20 protein-coding genes are annotated in these 24,140 nt (G+C 72.4%); 8 read left to right on the top strand and 12 right to left on the bottom strand.

The genetic code is table 11. From position 1 onward, the window contains the following. Positions 1–76: 76 nt before the first annotated feature. The 3 genes from AC2D8W_RS07065 to ettA all read right to left on the bottom strand — a co-directional run bounded on the left by AC2D8W_RS07065 (position 77) and on the right by ettA (position 4,508). Positions 77–1,258, bottom strand: coding sequence for a calcium-binding protein (locus tag AC2D8W_RS07065; protein WP_484670940.1), 1,182 nt, complete (start codon positions 1,256–1,258; stop codon positions 77–79). A 211-nt stretch (positions 1,259–1,469) separates the two neighbouring features. Further along, complete coding sequence (locus tag AC2D8W_RS07060) at positions 1,470–2,648, bottom strand: calcium-binding protein (protein WP_484670939.1); 1,179 nt, start codon at positions 2,646–2,648, stop codon at positions 1,470–1,472. Between the two features lie 195 nt (positions 2,649–2,843). Then, a complete protein-coding gene (gene ettA, locus AC2D8W_RS07055; RefSeq protein ID WP_484670938.1) occupies positions 2,844–4,508 on the bottom strand; it encodes an energy-dependent translational throttle protein EttA in 1,665 nt (554 codons plus the stop codon). A 185-nt stretch (positions 4,509–4,693) separates the two neighbouring features. Between ettA and AC2D8W_RS07050 the strand changes: the two genes are divergently transcribed. Continuing rightward, a complete protein-coding gene (locus AC2D8W_RS07050; RefSeq protein ID WP_484670937.1) occupies positions 4,694–6,604 on the top strand; it encodes a hybrid sensor histidine kinase/response regulator in 1,911 nt (636 codons plus the stop codon). Between the two features lie 750 nt (positions 6,605–7,354). Beyond that, positions 7,355–7,537: a CsbD family protein gene (locus AC2D8W_RS07045; protein ID WP_293483090.1), complete on the top strand. Its 183-nt coding sequence runs from the start codon at positions 7,355–7,357 to the stop codon at positions 7,535–7,537. 3 nt (positions 7,538–7,540) lie between these two features. On the opposite strand, the gene AC2D8W_RS07040 is transcribed toward AC2D8W_RS07045, so the two are convergent. Together AC2D8W_RS07040 and AC2D8W_RS07035 are read right to left on the bottom strand one after the other, a co-directional pair. Continuing rightward, positions 7,541–8,857: an MFS transporter gene (locus AC2D8W_RS07040; RefSeq protein ID WP_484670936.1), complete on the bottom strand. Its 1,317-nt coding sequence runs from the start codon at positions 8,855–8,857 to the stop codon at positions 7,541–7,543. Beyond that, on the bottom strand, positions 8,854–10,053 hold the full coding sequence (locus AC2D8W_RS07035; RefSeq protein ID WP_484670935.1) for a DUF3089 domain-containing protein: 1,200 nt from the start codon (positions 10,051–10,053) through the stop codon (positions 8,854–8,856). The genes AC2D8W_RS07040 and AC2D8W_RS07035 overlap by 4 nt, the downstream gene beginning before the upstream one ends. Positions 10,054–10,295: 242 nt before the next feature. On the opposite strand from AC2D8W_RS07035, the gene mepK reads away from it, so the two are divergent. Next, complete coding sequence (gene mepK, locus AC2D8W_RS07030; protein WP_293483093.1) at positions 10,296–10,853, top strand: peptidoglycan L,D-endopeptidase MepK; 558 nt, start codon at positions 10,296–10,298, stop codon at positions 10,851–10,853. A 75-nt stretch (positions 10,854–10,928) separates the two neighbouring features. On the opposite strand, the gene AC2D8W_RS07025 is transcribed toward mepK, so the two are convergent. The 5 genes from AC2D8W_RS07025 to epmA form a co-directional block, all read right to left on the bottom strand. Next, complete coding sequence (locus AC2D8W_RS07025; protein ID WP_484670934.1) at positions 10,929–11,219, bottom strand: hypothetical protein; 291 nt, start codon at positions 11,217–11,219, stop codon at positions 10,929–10,931. A gap of 11 nt (positions 11,220–11,230) precedes the next feature. Further along, on the bottom strand, positions 11,231–12,727 hold the full coding sequence (locus AC2D8W_RS07020) for a L,D-transpeptidase family protein (protein WP_484670933.1): 1,497 nt from the start codon (positions 12,725–12,727) through the stop codon (positions 11,231–11,233). Positions 12,728–12,929: 202 nt separating this feature from the next. Continuing rightward, positions 12,930–13,955: a lysine-2,3-aminomutase-like protein gene (locus AC2D8W_RS07015; protein WP_484670932.1), complete on the bottom strand. Its 1,026-nt coding sequence runs from the start codon at positions 13,953–13,955 to the stop codon at positions 12,930–12,932. Between the two features lie 69 nt (positions 13,956–14,024). Beyond that, the gene (locus AC2D8W_RS07010; RefSeq protein ID WP_484670931.1) at positions 14,025–14,510 is read right to left on the bottom strand and encodes a GNAT family N-acetyltransferase; all 486 of its coding nucleotides are present in this window, start codon (positions 14,508–14,510) and stop codon (positions 14,025–14,027) included. Further along, positions 14,492–15,523, bottom strand: a complete 1,032-nt coding sequence (gene epmA, locus AC2D8W_RS07005; RefSeq protein ID WP_484670930.1) for an EF-P lysine aminoacylase EpmA — start codon at positions 15,521–15,523, stop codon at positions 14,492–14,494. The genes AC2D8W_RS07010 and epmA overlap by 19 nt, the downstream gene beginning before the upstream one ends. Positions 15,524–15,639: 116 nt before the next feature. Here epmA and efp point away from each other — a divergent pair, with 116 nt between their 5' ends. Together efp and AC2D8W_RS06995 are read left to right on the top strand one after the other, a co-directional pair. Then, positions 15,640–16,206, top strand: a complete 567-nt coding sequence (gene efp / locus AC2D8W_RS07000) for an elongation factor P (RefSeq protein WP_293480150.1) — start codon at positions 15,640–15,642, stop codon at positions 16,204–16,206. Between the two features lie 106 nt (positions 16,207–16,312). Beyond that, entirely contained in the window at positions 16,313–17,107 is a 795-nt protein-coding gene (locus AC2D8W_RS06995) for a PEPxxWA-CTERM sorting domain-containing protein (RefSeq protein ID WP_484670929.1), read from the top strand. On the opposite strand, the gene AC2D8W_RS06990 is transcribed toward AC2D8W_RS06995, so the two are convergent. Next, positions 17,082–18,221 (bottom strand): helix-turn-helix transcriptional regulator, encoded by a 1,140-nt coding sequence (locus AC2D8W_RS06990; RefSeq protein ID WP_484670928.1) that lies wholly within the window; start codon positions 18,219–18,221, stop codon positions 17,082–17,084. The two genes, AC2D8W_RS06995 and AC2D8W_RS06990, sit on opposite strands and share 26 nt — an antisense overlap. A 241-nt stretch (positions 18,222–18,462) precedes the next feature. On the opposite strand from AC2D8W_RS06990, the gene AC2D8W_RS06985 reads away from it, so the two are divergent. The 3 genes from AC2D8W_RS06985 to AC2D8W_RS06975 all read left to right on the top strand — a co-directional run bounded on the left by AC2D8W_RS06985 (position 18,463) and on the right by AC2D8W_RS06975 (position 23,521). Continuing rightward, positions 18,463–21,735 carry a S41 family peptidase gene (locus AC2D8W_RS06985; RefSeq protein WP_484670927.1) on the top strand — a complete coding sequence of 1,091 codons (3,273 nt, stop codon included), beginning with the start codon at positions 18,463–18,465 and terminating at the stop codon, positions 21,733–21,735. Then, positions 21,732–22,700 (top strand): hypothetical protein, encoded by a 969-nt coding sequence (locus tag AC2D8W_RS06980; RefSeq protein ID WP_484670926.1) that lies wholly within the window; start codon positions 21,732–21,734, stop codon positions 22,698–22,700. The genes AC2D8W_RS06985 and AC2D8W_RS06980 overlap by 4 nt, the downstream gene beginning before the upstream one ends. Positions 22,701–22,837: 137 nt before the next feature. Beyond that, a complete protein-coding gene (locus AC2D8W_RS06975) occupies positions 22,838–23,521 on the top strand; it encodes a PEPxxWA-CTERM sorting domain-containing protein (protein ID WP_484670925.1) in 684 nt (227 codons plus the stop codon). On the opposite strand, the gene AC2D8W_RS06970 is transcribed toward AC2D8W_RS06975, so the two are convergent. Then, a complete protein-coding gene (locus AC2D8W_RS06970) occupies positions 23,508–24,107 on the bottom strand; it encodes a TetR/AcrR family transcriptional regulator (protein WP_484670924.1) in 600 nt (199 codons plus the stop codon). The two genes, AC2D8W_RS06975 and AC2D8W_RS06970, sit on opposite strands and share 14 nt — an antisense overlap. Positions 24,108–24,140 lie beyond the last annotated feature (33 nt).

The raw sequence follows: 24,140 nt of genomic DNA, 5'->3' as shown, positions 1-24,140 counted from the left end.
TGGCGGCTTGGCGGACGGGAGCTTCCTAACCCCGGGGCCAGGAGGCGGTTCCAGACCGCGCCTGCGGAGGACGCCGTCAGGTCCCGAAGATCCACCCGCTGGGCAGCGACGACAGCGTCACCCCCACCAGCACCATGCGGTTGCCGCCGCCGAAGTCGATGACCGTGTCGGCGTCGATCTGGCTCACGGTGTACGATCCGCCGCCGTCCACCAGCACCCGGTCGCCCTCGCCGGCGTTGAAGTCGGTCACCCGGTCGACGCCCGCCGCGGCGAAGGCGATGAAGATGTCGGCGCCCAGGCCGCCCTCCAGGGTGTCGGTCCCCAGGTCGCCCGCGACGATGTCGTTCCCGTCGTCGCCGCGCACCAGGTCGTCGCCCTGCCCGCCGCGCACGGTGTCCGCGCCCAGCCCCCCGCCGATCGAGTCCGAGCCGATGTTGCCGTAGACGATGTCGTTGCCGGCGTCGCCGAACACGATGTCGTCGTCCTTGCCGCCGACCACCCAGTCGTTGCCCTCGCCCCCGTAGAGGCTGTCGCGGCCCATGTTGCCGTTGATGTCGTCGAAGCCGGCGCCGCCCTGGACCACGTCGTCGCCGTCCTCGCCGCGGAGGTAGTTGCGGCCGTCGCCGCCGGCGATGGAGTCGTTGTCGGCGCCGCCGTAGACCTGGTCGTCGCCGAAGCTGCCGAACACGGTGTCGGCGCCCGCGCCGGCGGTGATGCAGTCGTCGCCCGCCCCGCCGTCGTAGCGGTCCGCCCCGGCGCCCAGCGTGCGCACGTCGGCGCCCGAGGACCCCGTCTCCTGCAGGCCGCCGTCGAGCGTGCCCGACATGAAGCTGAACCGCGTGATGTCCGACTGGCTGGCGCCCACCAGGCGCACCGCGTGCCCGCCGATCTTGGAGAACAGGAACACGTCGTTCCCCACCTTGATCGAGGCGTAGTCGAAGCTGCGGCCATAGGCGGCCAGGGCCTGATTGTAGGCGCCCTCGTAGGTGTCGTCGACGCCCTGGAACAGCGCCGAGAACCCCGGCGGATTGCCTCCCGCGACCAGGAACCGGTCGGCCGCCGTCCAGTCGGTGATCACGTCCAGGTTGGCGATGCTGGTGAGGCCTGACACGTCCGAACTGTCCGAGCCCGACAGGCGGTAGATGTCCACGCCCCCGCCGCCCGTCAGCGTGTCGGCGCCCAAGCCGCCCGACATCGTGTCGCCCTCGGCGCCGCCGATCAGCACATCGTTGTCGTTGGTCCCGGTGATCTCAGCCACGGCGAAGCCCCCCTGGGTGCGCTGCGAAGCTGGACAATGCCCCGCACGCCGTCAACCGCGGGTGAACAGCCGGCACGAGGCCCGGACGTGGGGGCCTGCGCCGTCCCGTCGATGCTCCCCCTGGGGGAGCTCGCGAAGCGAGAGGGGGCCGGTCGGACGGTCCCGCCGCCCCTCGCGCCCGCGACGCGTCCTGCCCGGGGCCCTCCGGCGCTCAGCCCGCCACCAGCCAGCCCTGCGGCAGCGTCGCCATGTTCACGCCGGCGAGCACCACCTGGCCCCCGCCGGCCGTGGCGATCACCGTGTCGTCGCCGTCCTGGTAGACCTCGTACGACACCCCGGCCTCGAGGCGGACGGTGTCGCCTTCGTCGGCGCTGAACCACATGATCCTGTCGCGGCCCTCGCCCCCGGCAAACATGAACGTGTCGGCCCCGAGGCCGCCGTCCATGGTGTCGTTGCCGGCGTCGCCCGACAGCGTGTCGTCGCCGTCGTCCCCGCGCAGGATGTCGCTGTCGTCGCCGCCGTGGATGCTGTCGTCGCCCAGGCCGCCGCCCACCGTGTCCGCGCCGATGTCGCCGAACGCCAGGTCGTCGCCGGCGCCGCCGAAGACCACGTCCTCATCCTTGCCCCCGCGCACCCAGTCGTTTCCGTCGCCCGCCTCCAGCGTGTCGCGGCCCATGTTGCCGTTGATGTCGTCGAACGCCTCGCCGCCGGCCAAGGTGTCGTCCCCGGCGTCGCCACGCAGGTAGTTCCGGCCCTCGCCGCCTTCGATCCGGTCGTCGTCGTCGCCGCCGAAGACGGCGTCGTCGCCCTGGCCGCCCATCAGCGTGTCGGCCCCCGCGGCGCCCAGCACCGTGTCGTCGCCGACGCCCCCCTCGTAAAGGTCGTCCTGGATCGAGAGCGCCAGCGGCGCGCCCGCGCCGCCGCCCGCCTGGGACGCTCCGTCGTCGTCCGCCGTCGCGAAGCTCGCCTCGGTTACGACATCCGGGTCCACGCCCTGCAGCCTGACCACCGACTCTGTCGCGCTCGCGAACACGAAGACGTCCGAGCCCACCTTGATCGAGGCGAACGCGAAGCCCTCGTCGAACGCCTCCAGCGCGGCGAGGTGGGCCGCCTCGTAGTCGGCCGCGACGCCCGCGAAGAGAGTGTCGGCGTCCGGCGCGCCCGCGCCCACGAACGACAGGCGGTCCGCCGGCTCGAAGTCGGCGACCACGTCTATGCCCTCGAGATCGGTCAGTCCGTCGCTGGCTACGCTGTCGCCGTCCCCGACGACGAACAGGTCCTCGCCCGCGCCGCCCTGCAACAGGTCGCCGCCGGCGCCGCCCCGGATCGTATCGGCCCCCGCGCCGCCCGTCAGGGTGTCCGCATCCTCCGTGCCGACCAGCTCGGCCATGTCCCCGCCCCCGTCCGCTCGTTCTGAGCCGATGCGACAGGCTGCCGCGGGCGGGCTTTAGGTTTGGTGAATCGGGCCTCTCCACCCGCAGGCGGAATGCTCCCCCCTGGGGAGCTCGCGACGCGAGAGGGGGCCCGGCCGCAGCGCCTGCGCCCCCTCCACCCTGCGCTCAGGGTCAAGGGCGGCTGCGGCCGCCTACCGCGTGAACTTCTGGAACTTGATGCGGTGGGGGATCAGGCTGTCGGCGCCCAGGCGGCGCTTCTTGTCGTCCTCGTAGGCTTCGAAGTTGCCCTCGAACCACTCCACGTGGCTGTCGCCCTCGAAGGCCAGGATGTGCGTGGCCAGGCGGTCCAGGAACCAGCGGTCGTGGCTGATCACCACCGCGCAGCCCGGGAAGTCCTCCAGCGCCGCCTCCAGCGACTGCAGCGTCTCCACGTCCAGGTCGTTGGTGGGCTCGTCGAGCAGGATGACGTTGCCGCCCGAGGCCAGCGTCTTGGCCAGATGCACGCGGTTGCGCTCGCCGCCCGAGAGCAGGCCCACCTTCTTCTGCTGGTCGCCGCCCTTGAAGTTGAAGCTGCCGACGTAGGCGCGGCTGGGGATCTCGCGGGTCCCCACCTTCATCACGTCCAGGCCGCCCGAGATCTCCTCCCAGACGTTCTTGTTCGGGTCCAGGCTGTCGCGGCTCTGGTCCACGTAGGCCAGCTGCACGGTCTCGCCCAGGCGCACCTTGCCTTCGTCGGGCTGCTCCTGGCCGGTGATGATCTTGAACATGGTCGACTTGCCGGCGCCGTTCGGGCCGATCACGCCGACGATGCCGCCGGGCGGCAGCTTGAAGGTCAGGTCCTTGAACAGCAGCTTGTCGCCGTAGGCCTTCTCCAGGTTCTCCACCTCGATGACCACGTTGCCCAGGCGCGGGCCCGGCGGGATCTGGATCTGGGCGAAGGTCTGCTTCTGCCGCTCGGCCTCGTTCTGCAGCTGCTCGAAGGCGGCCAGGCGGGCCTTGGACTTGCTGCGCCGCGCGCTGGGCGAGGTGTGCACCCAGGCGAGTTCGCGCTCCATGATGCGCTTCTTGCCCGCCTCCTCGCGCTCTTCCTGGGCGACCCGCTTGGCCTTCTGCTCCAGCCAGCTCGAGTAGTTGCCCTCGTAGGGGATGCCCTTGCCGCGATCGAGCTCCAGAGTCCACTTGGTGACCTGGTCCAGGAAGTAGCGGTCGTGGGTGACCAGGATCACGCAGCCCGGGAAGGCCTCCAGGTGATGCTGCAGCCAGGCCACGCTCTCGGCGTCCAGGTGGTTGGTGGGCTCGTCCAGCAGCAGCATGTCGGGCTTCGACAGGAGCAGCCGCGCCAGCGCCACCCGGCGCTTCTCGCCGCCCGACAGCTTGTCCACCGGCCAGTCGTTCGGCGGGCAGCGCAGCGCGTCCATCGCCATCTCGATGCGGCTGTCGATGTCCCAGAGGTCGCCCGCGTCCAGCTTCTCCTGGAGCGCTGTCATCTCCTCCATCAGCTGGTCCGAGTAGTCCTCGCCCAGCTTGTTGGCGACCTCGTTGTACTTGTCGAAGATCTGCTTCTCTTCGCACCAGGCGATGACGTTGCCCCAGACGTCCAGCTTCTCGTCCAGCTGCGGCTCCTGCTCCAGGTAGCCGCGCTTGACGCCGTCGGCGGCCATGGCCTCGCCCGAGAAGTCCTTGTCGATGCCCGCCATGATCTTCAGCAGCGTCGACTTGCCCGAGCCGTTGACGCCGACGACGCCGATCTTGGCGTCGGGGTAGAAGCTCAGCCAGATGTTCTCGAAGAGCTTCTTCGGGCTTCCGGGGTAGGCCTTCGTCAGGCCTTGCATCTGGAATATGTACTGCTGCGCCATGGGGCGTCGGGCTCGCTGAAGGTCTTGTGTGGGAAAGTCGCGGCGGGAGATAGCGAGGCGCCGGCCCCGGCGCAACGCGGAACCGGAACGCCCGTCCCGCGTTGGCGCTGGATCAAGGGCGGGGGGAAGCGTCGGCGGGCCGCGACACAGGGGCGCCGGGCGGGTCGGACTATCGGATGGGTGACGTGCAGGACAGAGACCACGCCGCCCGTCGCCTGATCGACTCGGTCAGCGACCAGGCCATCTACATGCTCGACGTCCAGGGCTGCGTGACCAGCTGGAACCCCGGCGCGGAACGGCTGCTCGGGTACGCCGAGGACGAGATCCGCGGGCGTCATTTCTCCCAGTTCTTCACGCCGCAGGACCGCGCCTCGGGCGCGCCCGGCGAGATCCTCGAGACCGCCGCCCGCGAAGGGCGGGCCGAGGTCGAGGGGTGGCGGCTTCGCAAGGACGGGGCGCGCTTCTGGTCCCTCGGCACGCTGCATGCGGTCCGCGGCGAGACGGGGGTCCTCGTGGGCTACGCCAAGGTGACCCGCGACGTGACCGCGCGGCGCGAGGCCGAGGAGCGCCTGGCCGCCAGCGAGCGGCAGTTCCGCACCCTGGTCTCGGGCGTCGTCGACTACGCCATCTTCATGCTGGATCCGGGCGGCGTCGTCGCCAACTGGAACACCGGCGCCCAGCACATCAAGGGCTACTCGGCCGACGAGATCGTCGGCCGGCACTTCTCGACGTTCTACACCGACGAGGACCGGGCCGCGGGCGTCCCCGCCCGGGCCCTCAGGACCGCCGCGGACCAGGGCCGCTATGAGGCCGAGGGCTGGCGGCAGCGCAAGGACGGCAGCCTCTTCTGGGCCTCGGTGATCATCGATGCGATCCGCGAGGAGAACGGCGCCCTGATCGGGTTCGCCAAGATCACGCGCGACATCACCGAGAAGCGGCAGGCGCAGCTCGAACTCCAGCGGGCCCACGACCAGCTGGCGCAGAGCCAGAAGATGGAGGCCCTGGGCAAGCTGACCGGCGGCGTCGCCCACGACTTCAACAACCTGCTCATGGTGGTCGCGGGCCAGGCCCAGCTGCTGCGCCGCAAGGTCGGCGACGATCCCCGGGCGCTGCGGGCCCTGGACGCCATCGAGGCGGCCGCCCGCCGGGGCGAGGACCTGACGCGGCACCTGCTTACCTTCTCGCGCCGGCAGCGCCTGACGCCCACCGCCACCTCGCTCAGCGAGCGCGCGCCCGGCATGCACGACCTGATCGCCGCCAGCCTGCCGAACAGCATCCGCCTCGACGTGCGGCTGCCCGACACGCTGTGGCCGGTGACGGTCGATCCCAGCGAGTTCGAGCTGGCAGTGCTGAACCTGGCGGTCAACGCCCGCGACGCGATGGCCGAGGGCGGCCGGCTCACCCTCACCGCCGAGAACCGCACCTGCGACGGCCGCGGGCCCGACGCGCTCGAGGGCGACTTCGTGGCGCTCACGGTGGCCGACACCGGCGCCGGCATCGCCCCCGACATCCTGCCGAAGATCTTCGACCCGTTCTTCACCACCAAGCCGCCGGACAAGGGCACGGGGCTCGGCCTCTCGCAGGTCTTCGGCTTCGCCCGCCAGTCGGGCGGCCTCGTCACCGTGGAGAGCGAGCTCGGCCGGGGCGCGCGGTTCACGCTCTACCTGCCGCGCGCCGGGGGTCCGCCGCAGCCGCGGGTCGACGACGAACCCACGCCGCACCTCGGCAGCGCCCGCATCCTGCTCGTGGAGGACAACCCCGAGGTGGCCGACGTGGCCGCGCGGATGCTGGAGGAGCTCGGCCACGAGGTCCGCCTCACCGGCAGCGGCGCCGCGGGGCTGCAGGCGCTCGAGACGGGCGAGCCCATCGACCTGGTCTTCAGCGACATCGTCATGGCGGGCGAGATCGACGGCCTCGACATGGCGCGGCGACTGCGCCAAGCCCGCCCCGGCCTGCCCGTGCTGCTGGCCACCGGCTACTCCGAAGCCGCCGAGCGGATCGGCGACGAGTTCCCCATCCTGCGCAAGCCCTACCGCCTGCCGGAGCTCAACCGCGCCCTGGCCAAGCTCCTCGTCCCCCGCGCGCCGCCCTGCTGAGCCTCCGCCGTTCCAGATAAAGCGCCGCGGCGCCGCCCGCGGGCCGTGCCGGCGAAACCGGGATGACAGCTGAGGGGACGGGGGTGGTCGATACTCCCCCCTGGGGGTGCTCGCGAAGCGAGAGGGGGCCCCTTCACCCCGCTCCCAACCCCAACCCCCTGTCATCCCGGTTTCCGCGCAGCGGAACACCGGGACCCATAGACTCCGCGGTTCCGGATGAAGCGCAGCGGCGCCGCCCGCGGGCCGCTCCCCACCTCGGGCGCGTATGGGTCCCGGTCTTCGCCTGCGGCGAAACCGGGATGACAGCCGTGAGGACGGGGGTGGTCGATACTCCCCCCTGGGGGAGCTCGCGAAGCGAGAGGGGGCCTAGCCGCGGCGCCCGCAACCCCTCCACCCTGCTGCGCAGGGTTCCCCTCCCCTTGCAGGGGAGGACCTAGGGTCCCTCCCCACCCCCACGGCTGTCATCCCGGTTTCCGCGCAAGCGGAACACCGGGACCCATAGACTCCGCGTCTCCGGATGAAGCGCGGCGGCCCCGCCCGCGGGCCGTCCCCACAACGAGCGCGTATGGGTCCCGGTCTTCGCCTGCGGCGAAACCGGGATGACAGCTGAGGGGACGGGGGTGGTCGATGCTCCCCCCCTGGGGGAGCTCGCGAAGCGAGAGGGGGTCCCGCCCCGACCCCTGTCCCCCAACCCCGGAACCTCCGCCCGCCTGCGGCGTAGTCCCTTCCCCCGCTCGAAAGGAAGAGACGATGCACAAGGACGAAGCCAAGGGCGCCGCCAAGGACATGAAGGGTTCGATCAAGCAGGCCGCCGGCCGGGCCACGAACGATCCGAACCTCGAGGCCGAAGGCTCCGCCGACAAGGTCGAAGGCAAGGTGCAGAAGGGCGTCGGCGCCCTGAAGGACGCCGCCCGCGACGTGCTCAAGAAGTAGCGGTCAGGCCGCCCTGTCGATCTCCGCGAACGTCTTTCCACGCGTCTCGCGGGCCGCCAGGGCGGCGAAGCCCGTCACGAGGGCGGCCGCGGCCACATAGATGGCCACCGGCGTCCCCGAACCCGTCGCCCGCAGCAGCGCCGCGGCGATCAGCGGCGCGAGCGATCCCGCGAAGATCGACGTGACCTGGTACGAGAGCGACGCGCCCGAATAGCGGATCCGCGTCGGGAACATCTCGGCCAGAAACGCCGCCTGCGGACCGTACATCGCCCCGTGGAACACCAGCGCCCCCACGCACGCCAGGGTGATCAGCATCGGGTCGGCGGTGTCCAGCAGGCGGAAGAACACGAACGCCCAGATCACCATGCCGAACGCCCCGAAGGCGTAGACCGGCCGCCGCCCGATCCGGTCAGACAGCGCTCCGAACATCGGGATCAGCACGCAGTGGACGGCCGAGGCGACCAGGATCGCGTTCAGCACCGTCGCGCGGGGCAGACCCATCTTCGTGGTCACGTAGGTGATCGAGAAGACGGTGACGATGTAGTAGCTGATGTTCTCGGCGAACTTCAGCCCGGCGCCGATCAGCAGCTCCCGCGGCCGCGTGCGGATCGCCTCCAGCGCCGGCGCCTTCTCCACCGCGTCGGCCTCGCGGGCCACCGCCTGGAACGTCGGGCTCTCCTCCACCGTCGCCCGCACCCACCAGCCGACGCCGATGAGGACCGCCGAGATCAGGAACGGCACGCGCCAGCCCCAGGCCAGGAAGTCGGCCTCGCTCTGCAGCCCCGCCATCAGCGCCAGCACGCCCGAGGCCATCAGGCTGCCGGCGGCGACGCCCGCCTGCGGCCAGCTGGCCCAGAAGCCGCGCCGGCGCGCGTCGCCGTGCTCGGCCACGATCAGCACCGCCCCGCCCCACTCGCCGCCCACCGCGAACCCCTGCACGAGCCGCAGCAGCACCAGCAGCGCCGGGGCCAGCAGCCCCACCTGGTCGAAGGTCGGCAGGCAGCCGATCAGCACCGTGGCGCCGCCCATCAGCATCAGGCTCAGCATCAGGAGCCGCTTGCGGCCGATCCGGTCCCCGAAGTGCCCGAACACCACCCCGCCCAGAGGCCGCGCCACGAACCCCAGCGCATAGGTGGCGAACGCCAGCATCGTCCCCACCAGCGGCTCCGACGCCGGGAAGAACAGCTTGTTGAACACCAGCGCCGCCGCGGTGCCGTAAAGGAAAAAATCGTACCACTCTATGGTAGTGCCGATCATGCTCGCCACAACCACGCGTCGCAGCGTGGACGGCGAGGCGAGCGTGTCCTCCGCGGCGCTCATTTCGCGCCCCGCGCCCAGGCCCGGCCCTGCGTCTCGGCCAGGGCGATGAGGTCGCCCATGGCCACCGGCACGTCCAGGGAATGCGTGCCCCAGTCGGGCTGCACCCGGCCCTCCGCGTCGAGATGGTCGCCGGTCAGCTCGTCCGTGCGGGGATCGGCCGGGTCGGCGTTGACGCGCCAGGCCAGGTAGCCACCCGCATCGCCGTCGACGCAGCCGCCGCTCACCAGCCCCGGCACGCGCACGTAGCGCGTCGTGATCGGCCGCATCGGCGTCACCCAGGGCTTCGGCGGCGCCGCCGTCGGATGCATGGCCGCAGCCCCGAACACCGGGTGCAGCGTCACCGGGCCGCCGCCGCCCAGAGCGGCCGGGTTCGTGCAGGCGACCCGCATGCCGGGCTGCGTCGTGCGGCCGAACCGGCTGTTGGCCGGCGGCGGCGCGCTCTGGCGGAAGCTCACGTAGGTCACCACGCAGCCGGTCTGCGTCCGGCTGCGGCAGAGGGGGGTCGACTTGAAGTCGCCGCCGACGGTCCGGCCGGCGGGCACGAGCACGTTCGTGCCGATCACATAGGCCGCGACCATCCGCTTCGCCGCCGGCTTGCCCTCGATCTCCTCCTGCAGCAGCCGCTTCAGGACGCCAGCGCCCTGGCTGTGGCCGTAGAGGATGACGCCCCGGCCGCCGTTGTCGTGCGCCAGGTAATGCCGCCAGGCCGCCACGACGTCGCCGTAGGCCAGCTCGCGATCGACCGCCACCGACTGGCCCGCCGTCATGGCGCGAAGGGCCGGAATGGTGATCTGGCGATAGACCGGCGCGAAGATCCGGCACGCGCTGGCGAACCGCGCCAGCTGCCGGGAGACGGTCCCCCGCTCTTCCGGTCCGGGGACCATGTCGCTGTTCGGCGTCGTGTCGGCCGAGGCGGTCGGATAGACGTAGAAGCAGTCCACCGGCGCGGCCGGGTCGGGCCGGAACGGCTCGAGACCATAGCTGCCGTCCGCCCGCACGACGGTCGCGGCGAGGTCGATGGCGCAGGCGTCGCTGCGGCCCGGCCGGCAGAGCCAGGCCTCGTCGCGGCCATAGTCGTTCGGCGTCCTGTCGACCGTCTGCGCCCCGGCCGCCCCGGCCGCCAGCCCGACCCCGGCCGCCAGCGCGACGGCCGCCAGCGCCGCTGCGGCCGCCGGCGCGCTCAACCCCCTGGTCATCGAAACGCCTCCCCCGGCCTCTGCCTCGGGCCGCTGTGCGCCGACTGTCGAGGCGCAGCCGCCGGATTGCAAGGCGCCCGGCGGCGCGGTGTCGCAATGACATCTTCGTAGGGTTGACGTTAACCGGTCCCCCGGCATCTTCTCCGCTTCGTTTCGAGGCCGCCCACCGCATCGCCCAGGCGTGCGGTCGGGTCGCCGGCAGAAGTCGAGCCTTCCTGCGAAGGCTCCGGGAGGCACGTCACTTGGCCCACCTCGTCCACCGCAGGAACCTCCTGACCCTTGGCGCCGCCGCCGGCCTGACCGCGGTCGCCGCGCCGGCCTGGAGCGCCCAGATCCTCGACATCTGGGAGCCCCGGCGCGCGGTCCTCGACAACCTGCACACCGGCGAGCGGTTCAACGAGGTCTACTACGCCAACGGCAGCTACCTGCCCGACGCGCTGGCCGAGGCCACCCGGGTGATGCGCGACTGGCGGACGGGCGACGAGCACTTCATCGACCCGGGCCTCTTCGACGCGCTGCACGCCATCGCCGCCCGGCTCGAGACCCCGCGGCCGTTCCAGATCATCTCCGGCTACCGCTCGCCCAAAACCAACGCCATGCTCCGCGGCCGCTCCACGGGCGTGGCCGAGCACAGCCAGCACACGGTGGGCAAGGCGATCGACGTGCGCCTCGAAGGCGTGGACCTGTCCCGGCTGCGCGACGCGGCCGTGTCGCTCGGCGCCGGGGGCGTGGGCTACTATCCGGTCTCCAACTTCGTCCACGTCGACACCGGCCGCGTCCGCCAGTGGCGCGGGGCCTGACCGGCCGAGCGCGCGGCCGCCAGGGCCTCGCCCGCGCAGTCGGAACCGCCTGAACGGGAACGCGCTCCAGCCGCCTCAGGTCGGCGGGTCGTCCGTCGGCGGCGTCTCCGGCTCCACCGTGGTCATGCCCGTGGCGGCCGCATCGTCCAGCACCTGCTGCTCTTCCTGCGTCGGCGTCGGCGGGGGCGGCGGGGGCGCGGCTTCGGGGGCGACCGTCTCGGCGGGCGGGGCCACGGGCGCGGCCGGCGCCGGCGGCGGTTCGGCCGCCCGCTCGGGTTCCCGGTCGAACTGCAGCGCCCGGCTCGCGGCCAGAGCCAGCAGCACCGCGACGCAGGCGCCCGCGATCCACAGGGCCGTTCTCAGCATCCGTATCCCCCTCAGGTCTTCTTGGCGTCCGGCTTCGGCTCCGCCGCCAGGACCCCCACGCGCTGCAGCAGCTGGCGGTCCCAGCCGTACGGATCGGCGCGGAAGTGCATCACCCCGTCACCGCCGGCGAACGCCGTCCAGTAGAAGATGAACACCGGCACCGGCGCCGCCAGCCGCGCGCGCACGGTCTTGTCGCCCAGCAGCTGGTTGTCGATCGCCGCGGTCGTCCAGGTCGCGTCGCCGTCGAGCAGCGCCTCGGCCAGGGCCCGCGGCTTCTCCACCCGCACGCAGCCATGGCTGGCCTGGCGGGCGTAGAGATCGAACCCGCCCTTGGACGGCGTGTCGTGCAGGTAGACGGCGAACGGATTGTCGAAGTCGAACTTGAAGCGGCCCAGGGCGCTCTGGTCGCCCGACGCCTGCTGCAGGCGCGGCTGCCCGCCCTCGACCGGGATCACCCGGTAGCCGTTCCGCGCGAGATAGCCCGGGTTGGCCCGCTCCTTGGGCCACAGCTCCTCGTTCGCGATGCGGGTGGGCACGTTCCACGGCGGGTTGATCACCACCGAGTGGATCGCCGAGGCCAGCATCGGGGTCTCGTCCCCCTTCTTGCCGGACACGGCCTTCATCGACAGCACCGGCCGGTCGTCGCGGAACAGCGTCACGATGGCCGCGCCGGAATTCACCTGCACCCGCGTCGCCGGCATGATGGACGGCATCCACCGCCAGCGCTCCATGTTGGCGATGATCTGCAGCACGCGCTGGCCGACCGGCTGGTTGAGGTAGGCCAGGGTCCCGTTGCCGACCACGCCGTCGGGCTTCAGGCCATAGCGCCGCTGGGCGCGGATCACCGCCTCCTGCAGCGGCTTGTCGAACGCCGCCGCCCCGGTCGCCGGCAGCAGCGGGTCCTCGGCCGCCAGCCGGACGCGGAGCTTGGCGACCCGCGGGTCCGTCGAGCCCAGCTCCAGCTTCGGCCCCTCGGGCACGCTCTTCCAGCCGCCCGCCGCGGCGATCTCGCGGTATCGCGCGAGGCCCCGCTTCAGCGCCGTGTAGCCCGAGTAGCGGGGCGGAAGGCTGTCGAGCCACGCCTGCAGCCGCCCCTCGGCCAGGGCCTTCGCCAGCTCGGGCGCGGGATCGTACGGCGCGGGCCGGACCTGCCACAGTTCCGGGAACTCGCCCGGCTCCATGCGGCCCACCTTCACGTCGTGGGCGTAGCGGGCGAGCCCCTCGCCCAGCGCGGCGTTCTGCGCGGCGGACAGGGCCGCGCCCTCGGTCAGGCCGGCCGGCAGGTAGTCCCTGGGCTGCAGCCCGTGCTGGTCGGCGCCGCGCAGCGCCGCGAGGGCCACCTGCGCCTGCGCTGCGGACAGGGCGGGAATCTCGACCGGCGGCGGCGGCGGCGGGGGAACGGCCTGCGCCGGCGGGACCGGCAGCACCGGCGGCTGCGCCTGCGCCGCGAATCCGGGACGGCCCAGCGCCAGGGGCGCCAGGGCGGCCAAAGCCAGGCAGCGCCCCAAGCGTCCGCCCCGCACCCTAAGCCCGCCCATGCTGTCTACCCGACCCTTCGCTCGCTCGTCGCCGGGGATCATCCACGACTCCCCTGACCACCACATGAACGCACACTTGGGCCCGGCGGATGAGCGTTTCGACGCCGCCGCATGCGATGGCAGTCGCACTGTCACCTCCACGCCACATCGGCCCCGGCGCGAACGCCCGGCGCTACCTCGGCGGATAGTCGTGGCGGCCGCCGTTCGGGTCTTCCACCTGGCCGTCCGCCACATAGCAGGGCCCGACCGGCGACTTGCCGTGGCCGCCGGGGATGTCCAGCACATAGGTCGGCTGGCACAGCCCGGAGACCGTCCCGCGCAGCGCGCGCATCAGCGCCTGCCCCTCGGCCAGGCCGCCGCGGAAATGGCCGGTGCCGGGCGCGAGGTCCGGATGGTGCAGGTAGTAGGGCCTGATCCGCAGCTCCACGAACCGCCGCATCAGGGCTTCCAGCGTGGCCGCGTCGTCGTTGACCCCCTTCAGCAGCACCGTCTGGCTGATCATCGGGATGCCCGCGTCGACGATCCGCGCGCAGGCCGCCGCCGCCGCGGGGGTCAGCTCGTCCGGATGATTGGCGTGCAGCCCGACCCAGGTCGTCTTGCCGGGCGCCCTCAGGGCCTCGACCAGCGCGGGCGTGATCCGCGCCGGGTCCACCGCCGGCACGCGGGTGTGGAAGCGCACGATCCTCACGTGGTCGATCGCGGCCAGCCGCCGCATCAGGTCGCCCAGCCGCCGCGGCGAGAGGATCAGCGGATCGCCCCCGGTGACGATCACCTCCCAGATCTGCGGGTCGCCCGCGATGTACGCCATCGCCGCGTCCAGCTGCGCGGCCGACAGGGGCCGCACGCCGTCGGGCCCCACCATCTCGCGCCGGAAGCAGAACCGGCAGTAGACCGCGCAGGCGTGGTTCGCCTTCAGCAGCACCCGGTCGCGGTAGCGGTGGACGACCCCCTCCACCGGGCTGAACGCCGCGTCGCCGATCGGGTCGGCGCGCTCGTCCGGCGTCTGGACCAGCTCGCCGGCCGCCGGGACGAACTGCCGCGCCACGCCCTCCGACCGCGCGGCCGCCTCGGCCACGGCCGGCGTGATCGCCACCGCGTACCGGGCCGCCACAGCCTCCAGCTCAGCCACCCGGCCGGGCGCGATCAGCCCCGCGCCGGCGAGCTCGGCCGGCGTGCGAAGGGTTCGGGGGGCGGGCATGCCGCGCGAGATAGGTCGGATGCCCCACCCTGTCATCCCGGTTTCCGCGCAGCCCCTCACGCGGCGCCCTCAGACCAGCCGCTTCACCAGCAGCAGCGTCGTCAGGCCGCTGTTCCACTCGGTGTCGGGATACCGGTCCGCCTCGACGTAGCCGCGCTTCGCGTAGAAGGCCTGGCTGCGCACATTGAAGGTGTCGGTCTCCAGGCGCGCCGCGGCGAAGCCGGCCGCCGCGATCCCGGCCTCGGCCACGTCCATCAGCCGCCCGCCGATCCCGCGGCCCGCGTGGCTGCCCCGCACGTGCAGGGCGTTGATGAAGTCGCCGTCCCAGTCGACCAGCCCCACGACCTCGCCGTCCGCTTCCGCCACCCGGAACAGCCGCCCGCGCTCGGCGACATAGGCCGCCGGCCGCACGCCGCGCCTGGCCTCGGCGGCCGCCTCCGGGCTCAGCTGCGGCAGCCAGGTGCTTTCCAGGGTGTCCTGCAGGATCGCCCGCAGCGCCGGCGCGTCCTCGGCCCTGGCGCCGCGCACCAGCACGCTCACGGCGCCGGCGTCCACAGCACCTGCTCGATGCGGGACGCGCCCGTGGCCAGCATCACCAGCCGGTCGAACCCCAGCGCCCCGCCGCTGGCCGGCGGCATCCGGGCCAGCGCCGCCAGGAAGTCCTCGTCGATCGGGTAGCGCTCGCCGTAGATCGCCGCCTTCTCCTCCATCTCCACCTCGAACCGCCGCCGCTGTTCCACCGCGTCGGTCAGCTCGCCGAAGCAGTTGGCCAGCTCCACACCGCAGGCGTAGAGCTCGAACCGCTCGGCCACCCGCCGGTCCCCCGCCTTCGGCCGCGCCAGCGCCGCCTCGGACGCCGGGTACTCGTAGAGGATCGCGGCGCGGCCGTGCCCCAGGTTCGGCTCGATCTTCTCCACGATGACGCGGCTGAAAATGTCGGCCCAGGTGTCGTCCTGCGCCACGCGCACCCCCGCCCGGCGCGCGTCCTCGGCCAGCGCCGGCCGGTCGTTCAGCACCGACAGCAGGCCGATGTCGGCGTGGCGCTCGAACGCCTCGGCCACCGTCAGCCGCTCGGGCTCGAGGAAGGGGTTGGCCTCGCGTCCCCGCCAGCGCAGCACGTCGGCCTCCGCCGCCTCGGCCGCGGCCGCCAGCAGCGCCGCGCAGTCGGCCATGATCGCCTCGTACGGCTGGTGCGCCCGGTACCACTCCAGCATCGTGAACTCCGGGTGGTGCAGCGGCCCCCGCTCGCGGTTCCGCCACACCTTGCCCAGGGTGAAGATCGCCGTCTCGCCCGAGGCCAGCAGCTTCTTGCACGCGAACTCGGGCGAGGTGTGCAGGTAGAGCGGCCGCCGCTCGCCCGCCGTGGTCACCGCCTCGGTGGCGAAGGCGTGCAGGTGGGCCTCGTTGCCCGGCGAGACCTGCAGCGCCGCCGCCTCCACCTCGGTCAGGCCCTCCCGGTCGGCCCAGGCCCGGACGGCGCGGACGATCTTCCCGCGCGCGGCCAGGAACGGCGCGCGGTCGGGGCGCTTCCTCGGATCCCACCAGGGCGTTTCGGGCGCTTGCGTCACAGGCTGGGGCTGGGCTTTGGGGTGGAGATTTCGCCGTACATCGCTATAGGGGCGCCCAACGCATTTCGTCAGCGGAATCGCCGGGGGCCTTCCGCTGCCTGCCAGAAGGACTGCACGTGAAGGTTTCCGCCAGCTCGCTGCGCAAGGGCAACGTCGTCGATCTCGAGGGCAAGCTCTACGTGGTTCTCAGCGCCGAGAACATCCATCCCGGCAAGGGCACGCCGGTGACCCAGCTCAACATGCGGCGCATCTCGGACGGGGTGAAGATCAGCGAGCGCTACCGGACGACCGAGACGGTCGAGCGGGCCATCGTCGACGACCGGGACTACACCTTCCTCTACCAGGACGGCGAAGGGTTCCACTTCATGAACCCCGAGACCTACGACCAGGTGGTCGCCTCCGAGGAAATGATCGGCGACGCCGCGCCCTATCTCACCGACGGCTGCACCGTGAAGCTCTCGACGCACGAGGGCGTGCCGATCGCCATCGAGCTGCCGCGGACCGCCGTGTTCGAGATCGTCGACACCGAGCCGTCGGTGAAGGGGCAGACCGCCTCGTCGTCGTACAAGCCCGCCGTGCTCTCGAACGGCCTGCGGGTGATGATCCCGCCCTACATCGGTCCCGGCACGAAGGTCGTCGTGCTGACCGAAGACGGCAGCTACCTGGAACGCGCCAAGGACTGACGGCGCGCTCCCGCGACGGGCGAGTTCTTTCTCACTTGGGCGGGGGATGGCGTTCATCATGCCCCGTTCGCACCCTGGTCAGGTGTTGTTTCACCAAGGGGTGCTCATGTCTCGCCTATCCGTCCTGGCCGTCGCCGCGGCGCTGGCCGCCGCCGCGTCGTCCGCCCATGCCGCGGCCTACCTGCCGGGGCCCAAGTTCAACGCCAATCTCAGCTACGGCCTCGAAGGCGCGTACAAGGCCGAGAAGGGCGGCATGCCCGTGTCCACGAGCCACACCTATTTCGGGGGCTCGGTCTTCGCCAAGACCGAGATCACGCCCGCCCTGCGCGCCGACGTGACCGGCGCCACCACCTCGACCGGCGACTTCCTCGGCGCCGACGCCATGGTCACCTACTACATGACCGTGCTGACCGGCGGGCCGGGCAAGGTCCACCTGACCGTCGACTCCGCCGCCGTCGTGGGCGGCAGCGGCAACTACCACGCGTTCGCCTCGGTCCAGATGTTCAGCAGCAAGGGCAACTACAGCCTGGCCGACGCCCACGCCTGCACGGGGTGCATCGGCAACGTGTTCTTCCAGACCGGCCTCAGGCAGATCGAGATCGAGGCGAACACCATCTACACCGTGCGCCTCTACGCCAACGGCCGCACCGAGGGCTCCAACAGCTTCTTCTCGGCCTTCGCCGACCCGACCTTCGCCTTCGATCCCGACTTCGAACGGCCCGAGGGCGCCCAGCTGATCTTCAGCGAAGGCCTCGGACTGCCCTTCGAGCCCGTGCTTCCCGACACGCCGGGGGCGGTTCCGGAACCCGCGACCTGGGCGCTCATGCTCGGCGGCTTCTTCACGGCCGGGGCGGGGCTGCGGCGGCGGCGGACCCTCACGGGTCCTGGCGTTGCAGGATAGTCGCCTTCAGGTCCTCGCGGCTGGAGACGCCGCACTCCCGGTAGAGGTTCCGCACATGCGAGACCACGGTGTGCGGCGACAGCGACATCTCGCGCGCGATCTCGGGCTGGCTGGCGCCCCGGAGGAGCCGGCGGCAGACCACCTGTTCCTGGGGCGTGAGGTTGCGGAACGTGGGCGAGGCGAAGAGGCGGGCCTCCAGCGGGGTCCGCCGCTTGATCTCGACGCCGATCAGCTCCGGTCCGGCGACGCCGCCGTGCTGCATGACGAAGGCGCGCATGACCATCTCGCCGTAGCGCGTGCGCCGGCGCAGGACCGGGGCCGGGCCCGGCCGGCCGGCTTCCGCCGCGATCAGCCGGCGCGCCAGCTCCTGCAGCAGCGGACGCGCCCACTGGAACGTGTGCTGCTCCCGGTCCGGGCTGGTGAGACAGGCCTGGATCACCCCCGCCTCGTGCTCCTGCGGCGTCAGGGCCGCCCAGCGCAGCAGCCGCACGGCGTTGAGCGACAGGCTCTGCACGCCGCCGTCGCCCGCCATCACGAGGAACGCGCTCTCGAACGTCTCGAGGGCCTCGGTCTCCGCCTCCGCGTCCGCGGGTTCGTGCGAGCTGAGCGCGAGCGCGGCCAGTTGCGCGGCGTGGTTCAGGCGACGCAGCTCCAGCGGGTTGAAGTCGCGTCCGCCGGAGGGACGCCCGACCGAGAGGTTGCCCACCGCGCGGTCGCCGACCCGCAGCATGACCGACGCCATCCGGTAGAAGCCCAGGTGCTGGAAGACCTCGTCGTAGAGTTCGGTGTCCCATAGGGCGCCGCTGAAGTCGCTGGCGCGGAACACGTCGGCGGCGGCGCCCCGCGCCGCCTGGGCGTGCGTCGGGAAGTACCGGCCCTCCTCGCGGTTGAACCAGCGGTCGAAGTAGCGTTGCGCGATCGGTAGCCGCACGTCGTGGGTCAGGAAGGCGTCCGTGACCTGGATGGCGTCGTCGTAGAGCACCAGGGTCGCGCTGTCGAAGGCCGCCAGCTCGCGCAGGCACTGCGCCACCGATCGGAAGACCTGCCCCGCCGGAAGGCCCACCGCCGACATGTGCCGGAGTGTGGCCAGCGCCTTTGCGGTTCCCTTGGTCACGGTGCGAAGCTCTGCGGTGTCACCCGGTGTTGACGGCCGATCTGCTGGCGGATCAATGTTCGGTCAAGTCGTCCGAACGCCTTCGGTGTTTTCTCCCCTGACCAGGGGAGGTCCCGGCCCGGGGGGCGCCCATATCGCCGGCAGGGCGGGGCGGGATCGCGTCAGGCGCAGGGCGGCGACGTGGACTGGCGCGACGCGGGCCTGGCCCTTAGAAAATGGCGCCAGTTCAGCTGGAGCGTGAATGTTCCCCCGTAGGTTTGGCCTTTTCGCCCTCGTGCTGGCCGCCGTCCTTTCGGCGGCCGCCCACGCCGCGCCCCGACCGACGCTGGCCGAGCCGGCCCTCTCCCCCGACGGGCGCGAGATCGCCTTCGTCTCGGGCGGCGATATCTGGACCGCGCCGGCGGCGGGGGGCGTGGCGAGCCTGCTGGTCACCGACGCGGCGACCGAGGGCCGGCCCCTCTTCTCGCCCGACGGCCGCGAGCTGGCCTTCACCTCCAACCGGGGCGGCGCGGCCAACGTCTATGTGTTGACCCTCGCCACCGGCCGCATCCGGCGTCTCACCTTCTCCGACACCGGCGAGCAGCTCGACGGGTGGTCCCGCGATGGCCGCTGGATCTACTTCTCGTCCGGCGCCGGCGACGTGGCGCGGCTGAACGACGTCTGGCGGGTCGCCGCCTCGGGCGGGACCCCGCTGGAAGTGAGCCGCGAGCGCTACCTCAGCGAGTTCCACGCCGCGCCGTCTCCCGACGGCAAGGCGATCGCGCTGATGGCCAAGGGGATCTCGTCGAACCAGTGGTGGCGCAACGGCGCGAGCCACATCGACCAGGCCGAGCTCTGGCTGAAGCCGATCGCCGCCGACGCGCCCTACCGCCGCCTGTTGGGCGCGACGTCCAAGCGCCTGTGGCCCATGTGGGCCGCCGACGGCGCGGCGCTCTACTTCATGAGCGACGAGGGCGGCGCCGAGAACCTCTGGCGCCTGGGCCTCGAGCCGCAGGCCCGGCCCCAGCGGGTGACGAACTTCACGGCGGGCCGCGTCCTCTTCCCGTCCATCGCCTACGACGGCCGCGCCATCGTCTTCGAACGCGAGTTCGAGATCTGGCGCCTCGACACCGCCAGCGGACAGGCGGCGCGCGTGCCCATCACGCTGCGGGGGGCTCCGGCCGCCGGCGGCGAGCGGCGGCTGGTCGAGACCAGCTTCCGCAACCTCGCTGTCGCCCCCGACGCCCGGAAGCTCGCGGTGATCATGCACGGCGAGGTCTTCGCCGCGCCCACCAAGGACGGCGGCGCCGCCCAGCGTCTCACCGAGACCGCCGGGGCCGAGACCGACCTCGCCTGGTCGCCCGACTCCCGCAAGCTCGCCTTCGTGTCCCAGACCGGCCGCCAGAGCCGGGTCATGGAGTACGACTTCACCACCCAGCGCACCCGGCCGCTCAGCGAGCCGCGGGCGTTCGACGCGGGCCCGGCCTATGCGCCCGACGGCAAGTCGCTGGCCTACTTCCACGGCCTCAACCAGCTGCGGGTCATCACCTTCGGCCCCGACGGCCGCATCGCCCGCGACGTGGCCGTGTACGACGGCGCGCTGGACCGCAACGACGGCGTCCGGCCCTCCTGGTCGCCCGACTCCAGGTGGCTGGCCTTCGCGGTCACCGACCGGCGCTCGTTCCGCAACGTCTGGGTCGTCCCGGCGACGGGCGGCGAGGCGCGGCCGGTGAGCTTCCTGGCCAACGGGAACACCGGCGACCAGATCGCCTGGTCCCCCGACGGCCGCTACATCGTCTTCGACACCTCGCAGCGGAGCGAGCCGATCCGCATGGTGCGCGTCGACCTGCAGCCGCGCATCCCCAAGTACCGCGAGGACGCCTTCCAGGACCTGTTCAAGCCCGCGCCCCCCGGCGGCCCGCCGCGGCAGGAGCCCGACCGCGACCCCGCCGCCGCCCAGCCGCCGGCCAGCGACGATCCGGCCAGGCCGCCGGAAGAGCCCAAGGACGAAAAGCCCGTCGCCAGGCCCAAGGTGGAGCCCGTCCGCATCGTCTTCGAGGGCCTGCGTGAACGCGCCACCTTCCTGCCGCTCGGCGGCTCGGTGGACGATCCCGTCATCAGCCCCGACGGCAAGACCCTGGTCTACCGCGCGCGCCAGGGCGACCAGCAGAACCTCTTCCGCTACTCCCTCGACGAGCTGGAACGCGACCCGCCGGCTCCGGTCCAGGTCTCGGGCGGCCGCCGCGCCAAGTGGGACTACAGCTTCAGCCCGAACTCCAAGGAGCTGTACTACCTCGACAACGGACGGGTGACGGTGGCGACCCTCGAGACGCCGCGGCCGCGCGTCATCGAGGTCACCGCCGAGATGGTCGTCCGCTTCGAGGCCGAGAAGCAGGTGGTGTTCGACCAGGCCTGGTCGATCCTCAACGCCACGTTCTTCGACGAGAACTTCAACGGCAAGGACTGGGCGGCCCTGCGCGAACGCTTCGAGCCGTTCGCCCAGGGCGCCCAGACCTCGGACGAACTGCGCCGCGTGATCAACCTGATGATCGGCGAGCTCAACGCCTCGCACACCGGGATCAACCGCCCGACCGAGGGCTTCGGCGCCGCGCCGCCCGACCGGGTGGGCGACCTGGGCTTGCGCTTCGACCGCGAAGCCTACGAGGCCGGCCGCGGCCTGGTCGTCCGCGAGGTGATAGGGCTCGGTCCCGCCGACATCGAAGGCACCATCCGGCCGGGCGACGTGCTCACCGCCGTGGACGGCCGCCCCGTCGGGCCGGGGGTCAACCTGGACGCCCTGCTGCTCGACCGCGCGGGCAAGCGGACGGTCCTCACGGTCACGACCGGCGGGACGGCGCGCCGGGCCGTCGTGCGCCCCGTGACGCCCGCGGTCGGCCGCGGCCTGCTCTACCGCCACTGGGTGAAGGACCGCCGCGCCTACGTGGAGAAGGCCAGCGGCGGCCGGCTGGGCTACGTCCACATCCTGGACATGAGCTCGGACAGCCTCGACCAGCTCTACATCGACCTCGACGCCCAGAACCAGGCCAAGGAGGGCGTCGTCATCGACGTCCGCAACAACAACGGCGGCTTCATCAACGGCTACGTTCTGGACGTCTTCTCGCGGAAGAACTTCCTGACCATGACGCCGCGCGGGCTCTTCGCCCTGCCCAGCCGCCAGAGCCTGGGCCAGCGAGCGCTCGGCCTGCCCACCATCCTCGTCACCAACGAGAGCTCGCTGTCCGACGCCGAGGACTTCACCGAGGGCTACCGCGCCCTGGGGCTCGGCAAGGTCGTCGGCACGCCCACCTCCGGCTGGATCATCTACACCGGCGGCGAGCAGCTCATCGACGGCTCGAACCTGCGCACGCCCTCGGTGCGGATCCAGGGCGCCGACGGCAAGGACATGGAGATGAACCCGCGGCCGGTGGACATCCGCGTCGAGCGCGCCCTGGGCGAGACCCTCGCCGGGCGGGACAGCCAGCTCGACGCCGCCGTGGCCGAACTCGTCAAGAGCCTGCCCCCGAGGCGCCCATGATGAGCGCGCCGCGCCCGATCGCGCGACCCGCGCCGGCCGGCGCGGCGTCGGACGCGGCGCCGGACCCGGTCGCCTGGCAGGTGGCGCACCTGTCCCTGGTGTTCTTCCTCGACCTGATCGCGCTCGGGCGGCAGCGCGACGTGCTGGACGCGCTGCTGTTCGGCGCGGTCCTCGTCGCCAACCTCGACCCGATCAACCGCGATGCGGCGCTCGCCGACACCTACGCCCGGCTCGACACGGTGGCGCCGGACGACCTCCGCCGGCCCGTCAGCATCAACGCCGTCGCCCAGTCGCTCCGCCTCCCGTTCGAGACGGCCCGCCGCCGGATCATGCGGATGGCGGCGGCGGGAGACCTGGTGGTCACCGCCCGGGGCGTCTATGCGCCGGCTGCGTCGATCAGCACCCCGGAGTTCCTGGCCACGATCTTCGGGCGGCATGCGCGCCTGGAGCGGTTCTACGGCGATCTGCGCGCCATCGGCGCCCTGCCCGCGTCCGCGCTGCCAGCCGAACCCGCGGCGGCCGCGAGCCCGGACCCGCCGGTCCGCATCACCAACCGCGCCGTCGCCGTCTACATGATGCGGGTGGTCGAAGCCTTCAACGACCTCACCGCCGACCCCGTCACGGGGCTCCTCCTGCTGCAGCTGGCCCACCTGAACACCCAGCATCTGGACGCCCGGGCGTTCATCGCCTGGGTCACCGACCCGACGGCGGAGGGGGCGCCGGTCCGCATCGGCCATCTCGCCCGGGCCCTGCGCTACTCGCCCGAGACGGCGCGCCGCCACGCCCTGCAGCTCGAGGCGGCGGGGTTCTGCGTGCGCAGGCCCAACGGGCTGATCGCGGCGCTGCCCGCGGAGAAGCGCCCGCTGCTGCAGGAGATCGTCATCGAGAACCTCGGCAACGTGCAGCGACTCTTCACCCGCCTGCGCCAGCTCGGCGCGCTGGCGGGCTGGGACCAGCCCGCCTGAGCCCAGGCCGCGGCGAGGATCAGGCTGCGGCGAGGATCCGGCCGCGGCTGCGCTCTCCGTGCATCGCGGCGCCTGTCGATGCACCTCCCCGCACACGCGCAGGTGGGTCAGGCTGGGGCGACAGTTCGGAGGGCGTGATGGTCAAGGTATGGGCGGTCGTGGCGGGGGCCGCGTGGCTGGCAAGCGCTTCAGGCGCGAGCGGCGCGATCCTGGCGAACGGCGACTTCGAGGCGCCCTACGCCCCCTATGCGCTGCCGCCGGGCTGGACCGACTCCGCGGCCGTGATCGGCGGGCCGCTGAACGCGCCCAACCTCTTCGTCACCGACGGCGCCGCCTACACCGCCTGCTGCGGCACGACCGGCTCGCCGGCGGCCAAGGCCAACCACTTCGCCACCTTCGGCGCCGGCGACAGCCCCAACGCCGGCTCGTACCTCGCGCAGAGCTTCGCCACCGTGGCCGGGCGCGCCTACCTCGTCAGCTTCGACCTCGCGGCCTTCGGCGTGGCGGGCTTCCAGTCCATGCACGTCAGCCTCGAGGACGTCGTGGGGGCCGCCACGCTGGCGTCCGGCGACTATCGGGTGGCGAGCAGCGGCGACCTCGACAGCGGCTTCACCACCTACACCCTGGCGTTCACCGCCGGCGGCGCCGTGACCCGCCTCGCCTTCCGGAATGTCGACCCGGTCACCAACGACATCGACTCGGTCGTGGACAACGTCAGCGTCTCCGCGGCGGTCCCGGAGCCGGCGGCCTGGGCCCTGATGATCGCCGGCTTCGGCATGACCGGCGCCGCGCTGCGCAGGCGGCCGCTCACAGCCGGCTGACCGGCCGGATCCCCCGCCCCAGGGCCTCGAAGGCCGCCAGCACCGTCTCGCGCGTGACGGCCCGGGGCGTCAGCAGCGACTGATAGAGGAAGCCCAGGGCCAGGGACTGGACGATCACGGGAATCTCCGCGGTCGGAACGCCGAGCTCTTCGCCAAACGCGTGGGCCATGGCTTCTCCCGCCTCGCGGAACTGGCGTTCGTAGTCGGCGGCCACCCGGGCGCCCAGCTCCGGGTCGGCCAGGGCGTGCGCCAGGTACTCGCCCAGGAAGCGCCCCTCGGGCCGCGCGCGCTCGATCACCTCGACCAGCCGGTCGGCCAGCGTGGCGAGCGTCGCGGGCCCGTCCTCATCCGGGCCGATCAGGGTGATCGCCTTCGAGGCGCGGGCCGCCACCAGCAGGTCGGCGCGGCTGGCGAAGTTCGAATAGATCGCGCCCTTGGTCATGCCCGCCCGCGCCGCGATGGCGTCCAGCGTCGCCCCGGCCAGCCCGCGCTCGGCCGCCAGGGCCAGCGTGGCCTCGATCAGCCGCGCCCGGGTCCGCGCCCGCTTGTCCCCCCGGGGCCTGGCCCGCGCCCTTGTCGCCGTCACGCTCATAATATACTCATGGTATATTATTGGGAG

Source organism: Phenylobacterium sp. T106, from assembly GCF_057219735.1.
The sequence above is the reverse complement of the archived record's forward strand: the minus strand, read 5'-3'. Positions and strand labels throughout refer to the sequence as shown.

Coding starts and splice junctions, on each gene's coding strand:
- AC2D8W_RS07060 (WP_484670939.1), bottom strand. CDS start 2,648: ATGGCCGAGCTGGTCGGCACGGAGGATGCGGACACCCTGACGGGCGGC.
- AC2D8W_RS06985 (WP_484670927.1), top strand. CDS start 18,463: ATGTTCCCCCGTAGGTTTGGCCTTTTCGCCCTCGTGCTGGCCGCCGTC.
- AC2D8W_RS07035 (WP_484670935.1), bottom strand. CDS start 10,053: ATGACCAGGGGGTTGAGCGCGCCGGCGGCCGCAGCGGCGCTGGCGGCC.
- AC2D8W_RS06995 (WP_484670929.1), top strand. CDS start 16,313: ATGTCTCGCCTATCCGTCCTGGCCGTCGCCGCGGCGCTGGCCGCCGCC.
- AC2D8W_RS07025 (WP_484670934.1), bottom strand. CDS start 11,219: ATGCTGAGAACGGCCCTGTGGATCGCGGGCGCCTGCGTCGCGGTGCTG.
- AC2D8W_RS07045 (WP_293483090.1), top strand. CDS start 7,355: ATGCACAAGGACGAAGCCAAGGGCGCCGCCAAGGACATGAAGGGTTCG.
- AC2D8W_RS06980 (WP_484670926.1), top strand. CDS start 21,732: ATGATGAGCGCGCCGCGCCCGATCGCGCGACCCGCGCCGGCCGGCGCG.
- AC2D8W_RS06975 (WP_484670925.1), top strand. CDS start 22,838: ATGGTCAAGGTATGGGCGGTCGTGGCGGGGGCCGCGTGGCTGGCAAGC.
- AC2D8W_RS07040 (WP_484670936.1), bottom strand. CDS start 8,857: ATGAGCGCCGCGGAGGACACGCTCGCCTCGCCGTCCACGCTGCGACGC.
- AC2D8W_RS07015 (WP_484670932.1), bottom strand. CDS start 13,955: ATGCCCGCCCCCCGAACCCTTCGCACGCCGGCCGAGCTCGCCGGCGCG.
- ettA (WP_484670938.1), bottom strand. CDS start 4,508: ATGGCGCAGCAGTACATATTCCAGATGCAAGGCCTGACGAAGGCCTAC.